This window comes from Azotobacter tropicalis, from assembly GCF_059739045.1.
The window spans coordinates 3,961,367-3,975,504 of record NZ_AP046059.1 but is presented as its reverse complement, the minus strand read 5'-3'; the positions used below and the strand labels follow the sequence as shown (position 1 = coordinate 3,975,504).

The window sequence follows — 14,138 nt, the reverse complement described above, 5'->3', positions numbered from 1 at the left end:
CCAGAGTCGAGGCGCTTTCCGGCGTTTACCGGGCCTAACGGCAAAGCCGTCCCGGCCCCATGTCGACGTGCAAATGATCGCGGTGGGCGGCGTTGTAATCCGGGCCCAGGGTGACGTTGAAGGAGCGGCAGGCGGCATCGCGCACCAGCCTCAGAAAGCGTGCTTCCTCATCGTTGCCGCCCCAGTCGCGGGCCAGGGTGATGCGCCGGCCGTCACGCAGGCGAAAACCGGCGATGTCCAGGGCATTGGCGCTGGCATGCTGGCTGCGCCTGGCGCTGCGGGCGACGTTGCGGCAGGCGAAGCTGCCATAGTGCTCGATGCGTACCACCGGCTGGCCGAAAACCTGCCGGGCGGCAGGTTGCAGGCCATGGTGCTCGAACAGTGCATAGCCGACGGCGAGCCGGCAGGTGGCGGTGAAGCTGGCATTGAAGGCGACCTCGGAGGCGTGCAGACGCACGCTGTTCTTGATCGGGCAGCCGGGCGCCGGCCGGCTGTCGGCCACGGCGGCATAGCGCAATGCGGAGCTGGCCAGCGCCTCGGCGCAGAGCGCCTCATCGTGTTGCAGGCGCCACAGTTTGAAGGGCGTGAGCAGGTTCGGCGGCTCGCGCACATCCAGCGGCGCCCAGGGATTCCAGCGAGGCGGCACGGCCGGCCAGGCCTGCCAGCCGACCCAGGCGAGTCCTGCCAGCAGCGTGCACACCAAGAACCTGCGAACGATGAACATGTTCTTGAGGCAACGCACAGGCGGCCAGGTTGCACGCCTAGAGCCTGTTATTAACCACTGCTTTGGTTATCGTCTGCAGTTAACCCGAAAACCCTACCCCACCGATGTCAGCGATGAGGAGTGGGCCTTCGTGGCGCCCTATCTGGCGCTGATGCCCGAATCCTCCGCCCATCGCGTCCACAGCCTGCGCGAGGTCTTCAATGCCCTGCGCTACATCGTCCGCGGCGGCCTGCTCTGGCGGCAGATGCCGCATGATCTGCCGCCGTGGCAGGTGGTGTATCAGCAGACCCGACGCTGGATCGAGGCCGGCGTCTTCGAGGAACTGCTGCATGATGTGCGCGAGTTGATCCGGGTGGCGGACAAGCGCAAGGCTCAGCCCAGCGCCGTGATCCTCGACAGCCGCACCCTGCAGTCGACGCCGGAAAGCGGCGCACGGGCCGGCTATGACGGGGCCAAACGCCGCAAGGGCTCGAAGGTGCATATGGCCGTGGATACGCTGGGGCAGTTGCTCGCCCTGCGGGTGACGCCCGCCAACGAACAGGACCGCGCCCAGGTGGCCGCCCTCGCCGAGCAGGTGCAGCGGGTGACCGGTGAGGCGGTGGAGGTTGCCTTCGCCGACCAGAGCTACAGCGGCGAGTCGGCGGCCCGACAGGCAGAGGCGCATGGCATCCAGCTGGAAGTGATCAAGCACACGGAAGCGAAGAAGGGCTTCATCCTGCTGCCCCGGCGCTGGGTGGTCGAGCGCAGCTTCGGCTGGATGGCCCGCTTTCGAAGACTGAGTCGGGACTACGAGCGCCTGGCCTCGACGCTGGCGGGCTTTCACTTCATAGCCTTTGTTTGCCTGATGTTGCCGACTGCTCTCAAGGCCTTGGCAACACCCGGCTGATCAAGAAACGAACGGGTTAATAACAGGCTCTAGAGCAGATCGAGCTGCGAATTTCCGTTCGCCGCCGGCGCCGGCAAAGGCGGCAGTCCTGGCAGACGCACCGTCAGCTGCTCGTGGAAGCGCCGCGCCAGCTCGGGGGCCAGCCGGTTGTCCGGGGTGTGTAGAAAGACGTAGGGATGCCGGCCCTCCTCGACCCAGGCGGCGACCTTGTCCAGCCAGGGCACCAGGAACGGGTCGTTGGCTTCCAGCTCGGGATGACCGATGAAACGCACCTGCGGGAGCCCGGTGAAGGCCGCCGGGCGCACCGGCAGGCGCGGCTTCTTCGCCTGGGCATGGCGCAGCGCCGGCGTGTCGTCGTGGCAGCTGAACAGGGCGCGAGCATCCAGGCACAGCCGCTCGACACCGCTGTCGCGCAGCAGGCGGTTCAGCGCCCGCTCCTCCTCACCCCGCTGGAAGAAGGCCGGATGGCGGACTTCCACCGCCAGGGGATGCTCGAAATGGGCGAGAAAGTCCGCCAGCTCGCCTAGGCGCACCGGCGCGAAGCTGGCCGGCAGTTGCAGCCAGTACGGCGTGACCCGCTCGCCCAACGGCGCCAGCAGCTCGACGAAAGCCCGGCTGGCCGGCACCTGCAGGCGCAGATCGGCCGAATGGCTGATCTCCCGCGGCAGCTTGGCGCAGAAGCGGAAATGCGCCGGCATGCGCTGCGCCCAGCGCTGCACGGCGGCCGCCGAGGGCTGAGCGTAGAAGGTGGTGTTGCCCTCGACCGCATTGAACACCCGGGCATACAGGCTCAGGTAGTCGGCCGCCGGCGTGCCGTCCGGGTAGAGGCTGCCGCGCCAGGCCACCTCGCTCCAGGAAGGACAGCCGAGGCAATAGGGCAGCATCGGCGGACCTACCGGGCGCCCTTGGGCGTGGCGACCTTGTCGCGCAAGTAGACCGGCTGGGCCTGCTCGGCCGGCACGCCCTCGCCGCGCTGCCAGGCGAAGCCGGCCAGGCTCAGCAGGTCGCGGGCATCGGGCAGCAGGCTGGCGTCCCGGGCGACGGGCCTGATCGGCATGCGCTCGGCATAGGCCCAGCCAGTCCCGGCACCGAACCAATCGCCGCTCGCCAGGCGCGGCAACCCGACCCGCTCCGGCGGCAGCACCGCCTCGGCGCCGACCAGGCGCATCTCGCCGGCCTCCAGGCGGTAACAGCCCCAGTAGACTTCGTCCATGCGCGCATCGATGGCCGCCGCCACCTGCTCGGCACCCTGCTCGCGATGGGCGCGCTGGGCCAGCAGCGCCAGGTTGGAAACCGGCAGCACCGGCCGCTTAAGGGCGAAGGCCAGCCCCTGCACCACGCCGACGACGATGCGCACCCCGGTGAAGGCCCCGGGCCACGGCCGAAGGCGATGGCGTCGACCGCCGAGAGGGCGATGCCCGCCTCGCCCAGCAGCTCCTGCACCATGGGCAGCACGCGCTGGGCATGCAGTCGCGGGATCACCTCATGGCGGCCGAACACGCGCCCCTCGTGCAGGAGGGCGACGGAACAGGCTTCGGTGGCGGTATCCAGGGCCAGCAGAGTGGTCATCGGGTCATCCGGGCGGAAAAAAGGGCGGACATTATAAACGCCCGGCCATCCGGACGCCGAAAAGCGGACGGCCCGCACAGGGCGGGCCGTCCGTCGCAGGCGGGCGAATCAGGCCAGGGCGGCCTGCACGCGGGCGGTGATCTCGTTCACCGGACCGACGCCTTCGACGCGGCTATAGCGGGGCGTACCGGTGGCGGCGGCGAGCTTCTGGTAGAAATCGACCAGCGGCTTGGTCTGCGAATGGTAGAGGGCCAGGCGGTGACGCACGGTCTCCTCCTTGTCGTCCTCGCGCTGGATCAGCGCCTCGCCGGTCTCGTCGTCCTTGCCGGCCACCTTCGGCGGGTTGTGCAGGTCGTGGTAGACGCGCCCCGAGGCCGGGTGAACGCGGCGGCCGGACATACGCGAGACGATCTCCTCGTCGTCCACGGCGATTTCCAGCACGTGGTCGATGGTCACGCCGGCATCGCGCAGGGCCTCGGCCTGGGGGATGGTGCGCGGGAAGCCGTCGAAGAGGAAGCCGCGGGCGCAGTCGGGCTGGACGATACGCTCGCGAATCAGATCGATGATGATGTCATCGGACACCAGGCCGCCGCTGTCCATCACGCCCTTCACCTTGAGCCCCAGCGGGCTGCCGGCCTTGACCGCGGCACGCAGCATGTCACCGGTGGAAATCTGCGGAATACCGAACTTCTCGGTGATGAAGCGGGCCTGGGTGCCTTTGCCGGCACCGGGCGCCCCCAGCAGGATCATGCGCATCGATGTAGCTCCTTGAGTGATTTTTAAATTTTCGAATTGTCTCTGATCGATCATCTGAACGATGAATTTGGCGCTTTCGGCAGCCAAAAGGGTGCACAAGATACACAGCCGACCTCGGGCGCACAAGTCAGCCAAAACCATGGCGAACGTGCGGCAAATTACAGAAAAATCTCGCTGAAAAGCATGCTGGCACAGCATGCCGGAGCCTCCCTGCGGCAATCTCCTGCGCAGGAGCCGCTCGTCAGCCAGTATTGCGCAAACCGGCAGCGATGCCCGCCACGCTCACCAGCAGGGCCTGCTCCAGCGGGCTACCGGTCTGCTCCTGATGCTGCCGGTAGCGCGCCAGCAGTTCGACCTGCAACAGGTGTAGGGGATCCAGATAAGTATTACGCACGCTGAAGGCGGCACGGACCTCGGGATTGTGGCCGAGCAGGCGCTCCTGCCCTGTCAATTCGAGGACGGCGTCGCAGGCTTGCGACAAAAGGCCACGCAGTTGCTGGCCGAGCCCGCGCAGATGCGGCTCCACCAGGCGCTCGTCATAAAGCCAGGCGATCGAGGCATCGGACTTGGCCAGAACCATCTCCAGCATGTCGATGCGCGTGCCGAAGAACGGCCAGTGCTGGCGCATCCGTTCGAGCAACTCGCCCTCGCCGCGCGCCAGGGCGTTGCCCAGCGCCGTCTCCCAGCCCAGCCAGGCCGGCAACATCAGGCGCGTCTGGGTCCAGGCGAAGATCCAGGGAATCGCCCGCAGGCTCTCGACCCCGCCGGCCCGCCGCTTGGCTGGTCGGCTGCCCAGCGGCAGGCGGCCGAGCTCCTGCTCGGGGGTGGCCTGACGGAAATACTCGACGAACTGCGGATGCTCGCGCACCACGCCGCGGTAGGCGGCCAGACCCTCCGCAGCCAGGCGGTCCATCAGTTCGCGCCAGGCCGGCTCCGGCTCCGGCGGTGGCAGCAGGGTGGCCTCGAGGACGGCGGCCAGGTACAGATTGAGGTTCTGCACGGCAGTGTCCGGCAGACCGAACTTGAAGCGGATCATCTCGCCCTGCTCGGTGGTGCGGAAGCGCCCGGCCACCGAACCCGGCGGCTGCGAGAGGATCGCCGCATGCGCCGGGCCGCCGCCGCGGCCGACGGTGCCGCCGCGGCCATGGAACAGCAGCAGCTCGACACCCTGACGCCGACAGACCTCCACCAGGCCCTCCTGGGCGCGGTACTGCGCCCAGGCGGCGGCCGTGGTGCCGCCGTCCTTGGCCGAGTCGGAATAGCCGATCATCACTTCCTGCGGGCCGTGCAGGCGGGCTCGGTAGCCCGGCAGCAATAGCAGCTGTTCCACCGTCGGCGCGGCCTGCTCCAGGTCGTCCAGGGTCTCGAACAGCGGCACCACGCGCATCGGCCGCTGCAGCCCGCACTCCTTGAGCAGCAGTTGCACGGCCAGCACGTCGGAGGGCGCGCCGGCCATGGAGATGACGTAGGAGCCCAGCGAGGCCGCCGGTGCCAGCGCCACCTCGCGGCAGGTGGCGAGCACCTCGGCAGTCTCGTCCGAGGCGGGAAAGTGCACCGGCAGCAGCGGCCGGCGGCTGTCCAGCTCGCGCACCAGAAAGGCGGTGCGGGCGTCTTCGTCCCAGTCGGCGTAGCGGCCGAGCCCCAGGTATTCGGTGATCTCGCTGAGTGCCGCGGCATGCCGGGCGGCATCCTGGCGGATGTCCAGACGCACCAGGAACAGCCCGAAGGTGGCCGCCCGGCGCAGGCAGTCGAGCAGCGGGCCATCGGCGATCAGGCCCATGCCGCAGGCATGCAGTGAGCGGTAGCAGAGCTCCAGCGGCTGCAGGAGTTCGCGGTTGCTCTGCAGCAGCGCCGGCGGGCGCGCCGTTATGCCGTGCAAGGCCGCGGCAGCCCAGTCGCGGCTGACCAGCAGGCGCTCGCGCAGTTGCTTGAGCAGAACCCGATAGGGTTCGTCGACCTCGCCGACCTGGGCACGCAGCTCGCGGCTCGCCTCCTGCATGGACAGCTCGGCGGCCAGTTGGTCGATGTCGCGCAGATAGAGATCGGCGGCCGCCCAGCGCGCCAGCAGCAGCACTTCGCGGGTGACCGCGGCGGTGACGTTGGGGTTGCCGTCGCGATCGCCGCCCATCCAGGAGGAGAAACGGATCGGTGCCGCCTCCAGCGGCAGGTGCAGGCCGGTGGCCTGGTGCAGCGCCCGGTCGACGCTGCGCAGGAAGGCCGGCACGGCCTGCCAGAGGGAATGCTCGATCACCGAAAAGCCCCACTTGGCCTCGTCCACGGGAGTCGGCCGGCTGCGGCGGATCTCGTCGGTGTGCCAGGCCTCGGCGATCAGCCGGCGCAAGCTTTCGCGCACCGCCTCGCACTCGGCCGGCAGCAGATCGCCGTGATCGAGCACGGCCAACTCGGCGGCGATCGCCTCGTACTTGCGGATCAGGGTGCGGCGCGTCACCTCGGTGGGGTGAGCGGTGAGCACCAGGTCGATATCCAGCCGCCCGAGCTGGCGGGCCAGGGCATCGGCGGCATGCCCGCGGGCGAGCAGCCGCTCGAGCAGCTCGGGCAGCGCGCGCAGCGCGAAGGGCGGTGGCTCCTCGGGACCGCGGCGACGAATCTCGTGGTATTGCTCGGCGATGTTGGCCAGGTTGAGAAACTGGTTGAAGGCCCGCGCCACCGGCAGCAGCTCGTCCTCCTGCAGCTCGCCCAGGGTGCGGGTCAACTGCTCGGCGCCCTCCTCCGAACCGAGGCGGCCGGTCTTGGCCCCCAGGCGGATGCGCTCGATCTTGTCGAAGAAGGCTTCGCCGCACTGGGCATGGATGTACTCACCGAGCAGTTCGCCGAGCAGGCGGACTTCCTCGCGCAGACGAGCGTCGATTTCCTCCATCGCAACCTCCAGCAGCATTTGGGGAACACGCAGCCGATCGGGCCTCCGGCGGTCTCTCCGTCGAGCCGGATCGCTTTCCGTAGAGTGGCCCAGCGTGCCGATTTCTGACAAGGGGCAGCGCTGCTGGGCTAGTCTGAACTCATACCAGAGCACGACCCGTCGTCGTCCGACGGGCCGCCCGTCAGCCCATGCAGCAGGATGAGGTGCCTCATGAAGATCCGCGAACTGCTCCAGCACTGGGAGCGCGGCGCCAGAGGTCGTCTGACGCCCAGCACCTATCAGATCCGACTCGATCTGGAATCCGCGGCACGCCTTGCCGCGCTGGCCGAAATGTATCCCAGGCGCAGCGTCGAGGAGCTGCTCGGCGAGTTGATCGGCGCGGCGCTCGAGGAGCTGGAGACCAACATGCCCTACGTGAAGGGCAGCCAGGTCGTCGCCATGGACGAGCAGGGCGACCCGCTCTACGAGGACATCGGCCCGACACCGCGCTTTCTCGCCCTGTCGCGCCGCTACCTGCAGGAAATGGTCGCCCAAGCCGACGGCGCCAGCCACTGAGGATCAGGGGTTCAGCAGGCGCCGATAGAGGGCGGCCATGTCCGCCGAATAGGCCACCAGAAACGCCTGGCGCAGGGAGCTGCCGGCCGGGCGCGGACGGTGCAGCTCGCTCAGGGCGATGGCTGCCGCCTGCTCCGGCGGATAGCCGTAGATGCCGCAGCTGATCGCCGGGAAGGCGATGCTCTCCAGCCCGTGCTGCTCGGCCAGGGCCAGGCTGTTGCGGTAGCAGGCGGCAAGCAGCTCCGCCTCGCCCTGGCTGCCACCCTGCCAGACCGGTCCGACCGTGTGGATCACGTAGCGTGCCGGCAGGCGAAAGCCCGGGGTCAGGCGCGCCTCGCCGGTCGGACAGCCGCCCAACCGACGACAGGCGGCGAGCATCCCGGGGCCGGCGGCGCGATGGATGGCGCCATCCACCCCGCCGCCGCCGAGCAGGCTGGGATTGGCGGCATTGACCAGGGCGTCCACCGCCAGACAGGTCAGATCGCCCTGCCAGATCAGGACGTTCATGGCTGCTCTACCTGCGGCGTTTCCTGACCTAGGCAGCGCACCGCCTGCTTGCGCCGGTCCACCAGCACGCCGGTGAGTCCCTTCTGCTCGGTGTCGAACAGCACCAGCACACCATCGATGCACTGCGCCACCTGGCTGGCCGGCTTCAGGGAAAGCCGGTAATCCTCGCCGGGAATCGTCTTGAGCATGGTGAACTCCGCCAGCAGCAGGGCGTCCTCCGGTCGGGCCACATGCAGATAGCCATAATAGCCGAGCGCCACCACCGTGGCGGCGACACTGCCGACCGCAGTGAGGATCAGGTGGACGGGATTGGTCACGCTCATCGGTAAGTCTCGTCAAGGATGGGGATCGACCGGTCCGCCGGCCCCTCGCGGGTCGGCGAGAAAGCGCAGCATCAGCGCACGCCAGGCCGGTTCGGCGAAGGTCTGCACGTGGCCGCCGCGGGTCGGCTGGAAAAGCCGCGGCGGGAGGGCGGCCCGGTACAGACGCAGGCCGTTGGCGAGGGGCACCAGGTCGTCGTCGCGGCTATGGTAGATCAGCACGGGCAGGCCTTGCAGCTGCGGCATCGCCTCGATCGCGCTGTCGCCGTCCGGCACCAGCCAGGACAGCGGCACCTGCAGCGGCCAGGTCAGCCAGGCGCCGGCCAGCATGTGCCGCGCCACCTCCCGGTAATTGGCCGGCACGCCGTCGAGCACCAAGGCCGAGACCTGGGCGCGGCGCGGCGGCTGCTGCGCCAGAAAGTGCACCGCCAGGGCACCGCCGAGGCTCTGGCCGAGCACGGCGAGCGGTTTGCCGCGCACCGCCGGCTCCCTTTCCAGCCAGGCGAAGGCCGCCTCCAGATCGCCATACACCTCCGGCAGTGCGGGCGTGCCTTCGGACAGCCCGTAGCCGCGGTAATCCAGCAGCAGCACCTGCCAGCCCTGCTCCGGCAGCCACCAGCTGCCGCCCAGATGCCAGGCGAGGTTGCCGCCATTGCCGTGCAGATGCAGCACGGTACCGCGCACCTCCCGCCCGGCCTTGGCCGGCAGCCACCAGGCATGCAGCCGCGTGCCGTCGGCGGCGCGCAGTTCGACGTCGCGATACTCCAGCCCGGCCGCTCGCGGCGTGAGGGGCTGGCCGGGCTCCGGATAGAACAGCAGGGAGCTGCAGCCGGCGCCGGCCAGCACCAGGCCGAGCAGGGCCAGGCACAGCGCTCGCCCCGGCCCCAGCATCAGTCGCCTCCGCCGCGCACGTCCTCGCGGGCCTTGACGGTCGCCTCGTAGACCCGCTCGGCCAGCCGCGAGAACGGCAGGCTCTGCAGCCATACGGTGCCGGTGCCCTTGAGGGTCGCCAGGAGAACCCCCTCGCCGCCGAACAGCATGCTCTTCAGGCCGCCGGCCAGCTGGATGTCGTAGTCGATGCCCTCGCTGAAACCCACCAGGCAGCCGGTATCCAGGCGCAGGGTCTCGTCGTGCAGCTCCTTGCGGATCACCGCGCCGCCGGCATGCAGGAAAGCCAGGCCGTCGCCGGACAGCCTCTGCAGGATGAAGCCCTCGCCGCCGAAGAAACCGGCACCGATGCGCTTGCTGAAGGTGATGCCGATCTCGGTGCCGCGGGCCGCGCAGAGGAAGCTGTCCTTCTGGCAGACCAGGGTGCCGCCGATCTGGGCGAGGTCCACCGGCACCACGGTGCCCGGATAGGGGGCGGCGAAGGCGACCCGCGCCTGTCGCTTGCCGTGGTTGGAGAAGTGCGTCATGAACAGCGACTCGCCGGTCAGCATGCGCTTGCCCATGCCCCACAGCTTGCCCAGCACGCCGCCCTCGGAGCCGTCCCCCATGCGCGTCTCGAAGCGCACGCCTTCGGTCATGTAGTTCATCGCGCCGGCTTCGGCGACCACCGTTTCGCCGGGATCGAGAATGATCTCCACCGACTGCGCGTGGGAACCGAGGATTTCGTAGTCGAGCTGATGGCTGGCCATGGAAACGATCCTTATCGGGGCAGGAAGCCTGCAAGGATACCCCGGCGGTGCACGGCGACGCGAAACGACGCACGCCGCGCATCTCAGAGGATGTTGGCGTAGTCCGCCTCGATCCGCTCCATGCTGAGGTGGTTGAGAAAGTTGGAGAAGCACATCCAGGCCGACAGGGCATTGAGGTCGCGAAACTGCTCCGGCAGGTACTTCGGCGGCACCACCAGCCCCTGATCGACCAGTTGGCGCAGGGTGCGCATATCCTCCAGGGTGGTCTTGCCGCAGAACAGCAGCGGGATCTGCTCCAGCTTGCCCTTGCGCACCGCCAGCTGGATGTAGTTGTAGATCAGGATGAAGCCCCTGAGATACGACAGATCCTTGGTGAACGGCATGCCGTCTGGACGCGAACCACGGAACACGCGGCTGACGTTCGTGTAGCTGTCCTCGTCGCTCAGGCCCTGGTCGCGGAAGAACTCGAAGATATCCAGGAAGTTGGCGCCCTGTTCGGCCATGTGGATGGCCCGGGTGCGGTTGGTCAGCTTGCGCAGGCGGCTCGGGTAGGAAGCGAAGGCGATCACCTCCATGAGGATCGCCAGGCCCTCCTGGGTCACCGTGGAGGACGGCGGGCCCTTGGCCAGGAAGGTGCAGATCGGCTGGCTCAGGCCGTTGAGCGTGGTGGCCACGTGGACCAGCCCCTCGTGCACCTCCAGGGCGCGCACGTCGCGTTCGTTGAACAGCGCGTCGCTGCGGATCTTGATGTAGTCGGCGCCGGCCGCGGCGTCGGCGACGATGCCGTCGGACTCGAACACGCGGACCGTCCCCTCGCTCTCGCCGAACACCCGGTTCAGGCGCTCCTGGAGCAGCGTCACGGCGGCGCTGGCGTTGAGGGTCTTGGGTTCGTCCTTGAGGTCGCCGCGGTCGGCGATCTGATTCAGATAGTCGGAGAGCATCAGGCCGAGATCGGCCAGGGTCGGATCGCCCGCATGGAAGGCATCCGAGGCGGCGCCGTAGAGTTCCTCGGAAATCAGTCCGAAGTCCGGCGTACCACGCGCCTCGAGCATGCGGATGACCATGCGGTACTCCTTGCACATGCGTCGCATGATCTGCCCGACCGGGCTGAACTGGCCGAGCTGCCGGGTGATATCCCGCTCGATGCCCTGGAACTCCTGCTTCTTCGCCACCGGATCGAAGGACAGCGGACGGCTCTCGTAGTAGGCCCGGTCCACCGGCGGCAATTGGCGGCAACCGGCAGCGAAGAAACGCTGGCGAACCTCGTCGTCCCATTTCACCGCATCCAGCACGCGGATCGGCATCTGCGCCTCGACCAGCCGGTCGGAAAGGCTGCGGATGATCTGCTGGTAATTGTCTTGCTGCTTGTTGCGTCTGCTCATCAAGCTCTCACTGGCCGGCGCACCGCTAGCGCGCCACTTCGCTGAATACGTCGGAATGGGCGGGATCGTCCCGATAGGCGAAGACCCTGCCAGCGGGCTGAGAACACGCCCCACTCCGGCACCTCGCGGATCCGGGCCGGCTTCAGGTTGTAGAGCACCCGCTCGTTCTGCACCGTCAACGCGAAGCCGAGGATGCGAAAACCTCCGCTAAAGTCGTCCGGCAGCCCGGCGGAAAGATACCAGCGCCGGCCATGGCCGGCCACGCTGAATTCGGCCTGCAACGGCATCGGGCGCGGTAGCGGCTGGGGGCGATCCGCCGAATGAAGCCCAGCAGGCAGCCGACGAGCAGGCGGAAGGACAGCAGGAGGATGGGAAGCGCCCGCTTTCCTCCGCCAGGACGGGCCGTCCCCGGCGCCTGCACCGGGGACGGCCCTGTTCAGAGCCCGAGCACCAGATACATGTAGCGACTGAGGATGGCCAGCATCTCCTCGTCGTCCAGGCGTGCCGGACCGTCGAGCAGGCCCTGATACTCCATGCGTCCGATGATGCCGGTCAGCACGTTGGCATCCTGCTCCGGATGCTGCGAACCGAGCGCCTGAAAGACCTGGATGGCCCCCTGCTGGAGGATCCGCCGGTGCGAACGGGCCAGATCGTGCAGACGCGGATTGATCAGCGCCTCCTGCTGGAAAGCTTGCTCGGCGATCAGCTCGTCGCGCCGGAAGTGCAACTGGTGGCGCACGTAGCCCACCGCCAATCGGGCGATCTCCTCGGCCAACTGGCGGCGCGACTCGCTGCTTTCGTCCAGCCGGTCGACCTGCTCCAGCAAGAGCCCCTGGGTACGCTCCCAGAAGCCGGCCATGTAGGCCGCGCTACGCTCGACGAACAGCGCGAAGGTGTCCGTCAGCAGGTCGTCGATGTCCTTGAAGTAATAGGTGGTCGCCGATAACGGCACGCCGGCCTCGGCGGCCACCGCCCGATGGCGCACGGCACGCACGCCGTCGCGGATGATGATGCGCATGGCGGCGTCGAGAATCGCCTGACGGCGCTGCTCGCTGCCGCGCCGGCTGGTCTTGCGACCTTGATACTGGACACTGTGGGCAACAGCGCTGGCCATGCGGGCGGCACTGTTCAGAACGATGAACTGGGTCAAGACGGGCATCCTTTTCCAACTAAGACCTGTCCCCATTGTTAGGGCTTTCGGCGCCGGAAGCAATCCATCCTGGCACTCCGATACCAAAGTGCAACAGCAAGGCGAATCCACCCGCAACGAAAAGGCCCGCAGCTGAGTGCGGGCCTTTCCTGGGCAGCGGCTGGTCAGCCCCGGATCAGACTTCCGGACGCATGTGCGGGAAGAGGATCACGTCGCGGATCGACGGCGAATCGGTCAGCAGCATCACCAGACGATCGATACCGATGCCCTCGCCGGCGGTCGGCGGCATGCCGTATTCCAGAGCGCGCACGAAGTCGGCGTCGAAGTGCATGGCCTCGTCGTCGCCGGCATCCTTGTCCTTGACCTGCTGCATGAAGCGCTCGGCCTGGTCCTCGGCGTCGTTCAGCTCGGAGTAGGCGTTGGCGATCTCGCGGCCGCCGATGAACAGCTCGAAGCGGTCGGTGACGCTCGGGTCGTCGTCGCTGCGCCGGGCCAGCGGCGAAACCTCGAAGGGATAGCGGGTGATGAAGGTCGGCTGCTCCAGTTTGTGCTCGACCAGTTCCTCGAAGATCATCGTCTGCAGCTTGCCGAGGCCCTCGAAGCCCTTGACGTCGGCACCGGCCTTCTTGGCGATGGTGCGGCACTTGTCGATGTCGCGCAGGTCCACGGCGGAGATTTCAGGGTTGTAGCGGAGGATCGAGTCGAACACCGACAGGCGGGCGAAGGGTTCGCCGAAGTGGAACACCTTGCCCTGGTAGGGCACGTCGGTGGTTCCCAGCACCAGCTGCGCCAGCTCGCGGAATAGCTGCTCGGTGAGGTCCATGTTGTCCTCGTAGTCGGCGTAGGCCTGGTAGAACTCGAGCATGGTGAATTCGGGGTTGTGGCGGGTCGAAACGCCTTCGTTGCGGAAGTTGCGGTTGATCTCGAAGACCCGCTCGAAGCCGCCGACCACCAGGCGCTTGAGGTAGAGCTCGGGCGCGATGCGCAGGAACATCGGCAGGTCCAGCGCGTTGTGATGGGTCTGGAAGGGCTTGGCCGCGGCGCCGCCGGGGATGACCTGCAGCATCGGCGTTTCCACTTCGAGGAAGTCGCGCTCGGCGAGGAACTTGCGGATGTAGGCGATGACCTGCGAACGCACGCGGAAGGTGTGGCGGGTCTCCTCGTTGACCATCAGGTCGACGTAGCGCTGGCGGTAGCGCTGCTCGGTATCGGTCAGGCCGTGGTGCTTGTCCGGCAGCGGGCGCAGCGACTTGGTCAGCAGGCGCACCGCGGTCATGTGCACGTAGAGGTCGCCCTTGCCGGAGCGCGCCAGGGTGCCCTCGGCGGCGATGATGTCGCCCAGATCCCAATGCTTGACCGCTTCCAGGGTCTCCGCCGGCAGCGTCTTGCGGTCGACGTAGACCTGGATGCGACCGGTCATGTCCTGGATGACCATGAAGGCGCCGCGGTTGAGCATGATGCGCCCGGCCACCCTGACCGGAATCGCGGCCGCTTCCAGCTCCTCCTTGCTCGCCTCGGCATGGCGCTTCTGCAGGTCGGCACAGTAGCTATCGCGGCGGAAATCGTTGGGGAAGGCGTTGCCCTTCGCGCGCTCGGCGGCAAGCTTTTCCTTGCGCAGGGCGATCAGCTTGTTTTCTTCCTCGTGGAGGGCATGCTGGTTCAGCGGTTGTTCGCTCATGGTCGTGTCATGTTCCTGATGGGTTGCATCCCCTCGCCGCGCCGGGGAGAGGGTTCGGGGGAGGTGCTGCGAGCCCGCCCCCCTGCCCCGGCCCGC

General features: G+C 67.9%; 13 protein-coding genes and 1 pseudogene. 2 read left to right on the top strand and 12 right to left on the bottom strand.

Going from position 1 to position 14,138, the window contains the following annotated elements; genetic code table 11:
• Positions 1-34: 34 nt before the first annotated feature.
• Complete coding sequence (locus tag Atro_RS18815) at positions 35-724, bottom strand: extensin-like domain-containing protein (protein ID WP_497924713.1); 690 nt, start codon at positions 722-724, stop codon at positions 35-37.
• A 73-nt stretch (positions 725-797) separates the two neighbouring features.
• On the opposite strand from Atro_RS18815, the gene Atro_RS18810 reads away from it, so the two are divergent.
• Positions 798-1,610 carry an IS5 family transposase gene (locus tag Atro_RS18810; protein WP_497927710.1) on the top strand — a complete coding sequence of 271 codons (813 nt, stop codon included), beginning with the start codon at positions 798-800 and terminating at the stop codon, positions 1,608-1,610.
• A gap of 29 nt (positions 1,611-1,639) precedes the next feature.
• On the opposite strand, the gene Atro_RS18805 is transcribed toward Atro_RS18810, so the two are convergent.
• The 4 genes and pseudogenes from Atro_RS18805 to ppc form a co-directional block, all read right to left on the bottom strand.
• Positions 1,640-2,494: a DUF72 domain-containing protein gene (locus tag Atro_RS18805; RefSeq protein WP_497924711.1), complete on the bottom strand. Its 855-nt coding sequence runs from the start codon at positions 2,492-2,494 to the stop codon at positions 1,640-1,642.
• A gap of 8 nt (positions 2,495-2,502) precedes the next feature.
• Positions 2,503-3,179 (bottom strand): annotated as a pseudogene (gene tsaB, locus Atro_RS18800) (tRNA (adenosine(37)-N6)-threonylcarbamoyltransferase complex dimerization subunit type 1 TsaB).
• Between the two features lie 108 nt (positions 3,180-3,287).
• Positions 3,288-3,935 (bottom strand): adenylate kinase, encoded by a 648-nt coding sequence (adk, locus tag Atro_RS18795; RefSeq protein WP_497924709.1) that lies wholly within the window; start codon positions 3,933-3,935, stop codon positions 3,288-3,290.
• Positions 3,936-4,176: 241 nt separating this feature from the next.
• The gene (ppc, locus tag Atro_RS18790) at positions 4,177-6,813 is read right to left on the bottom strand and encodes a phosphoenolpyruvate carboxylase (RefSeq protein WP_497924707.1); all 2,637 of its coding nucleotides are present in this window, start codon (positions 6,811-6,813) and stop codon (positions 4,177-4,179) included.
• Positions 6,814-7,023: 210 nt separating this feature from the next.
• Between ppc and Atro_RS18785 the strand changes: the two genes are divergently transcribed.
• The gene (locus tag Atro_RS18785; RefSeq protein ID WP_497924705.1) at positions 7,024-7,368 is read left to right on the top strand and encodes a pilin assembly protein; all 345 of its coding nucleotides are present in this window, start codon (positions 7,024-7,026) and stop codon (positions 7,366-7,368) included.
• Positions 7,369-7,371: 3 nt separating this feature from the next.
• On the opposite strand, the gene Atro_RS18780 is transcribed toward Atro_RS18785, so the two are convergent.
• From Atro_RS18780 to lysS, 7 genes are all read right to left on the bottom strand, one after another.
• Positions 7,372-7,875, bottom strand: a complete 504-nt coding sequence (locus tag Atro_RS18780; RefSeq protein WP_497924703.1) for an O-acetyl-ADP-ribose deacetylase — start codon at positions 7,873-7,875, stop codon at positions 7,372-7,374.
• A complete protein-coding gene (locus tag Atro_RS18775) occupies positions 7,872-8,198 on the bottom strand; it encodes a PA3694 family proteiin (protein WP_497924701.1) in 327 nt (108 codons plus the stop codon). The genes Atro_RS18780 and Atro_RS18775 overlap by 4 nt, the downstream gene beginning before the upstream one ends.
• A gap of 12 nt (positions 8,199-8,210) precedes the next feature.
• Entirely contained in the window at positions 8,211-9,086 is an 876-nt protein-coding gene (locus Atro_RS18770) for an alpha/beta hydrolase (RefSeq protein WP_497924699.1), read from the bottom strand.
• Positions 9,086-9,832 carry a TIGR00266 family protein gene (locus tag Atro_RS18765; protein ID WP_497924697.1) on the bottom strand — a complete coding sequence of 249 codons (747 nt, stop codon included), beginning with the start codon at positions 9,830-9,832 and terminating at the stop codon, positions 9,086-9,088. Before Atro_RS18765 ends, Atro_RS18770 begins: the two co-directional genes overlap by 1 nt.
• A gap of 83 nt (positions 9,833-9,915) precedes the next feature.
• Positions 9,916-11,214 (bottom strand): flavohemoglobin expression-modulating QEGLA motif protein, encoded by a 1,299-nt coding sequence (locus tag Atro_RS18760; protein ID WP_497924696.1) that lies wholly within the window; start codon positions 11,212-11,214, stop codon positions 9,916-9,918.
• 436 nt (positions 11,215-11,650) lie between these two features.
• On the bottom strand, positions 11,651-12,373 hold the full coding sequence (locus tag Atro_RS18755) for a TetR/AcrR family transcriptional regulator (RefSeq protein ID WP_497924694.1): 723 nt from the start codon (positions 12,371-12,373) through the stop codon (positions 11,651-11,653).
• A 166-nt stretch (positions 12,374-12,539) separates the two neighbouring features.
• A complete protein-coding gene (gene lysS / locus Atro_RS18750) occupies positions 12,540-14,042 on the bottom strand; it encodes a lysine--tRNA ligase (protein WP_497924693.1) in 1,503 nt (500 codons plus the stop codon).
• Positions 14,043-14,138: the final 96 nt, after the last annotated feature.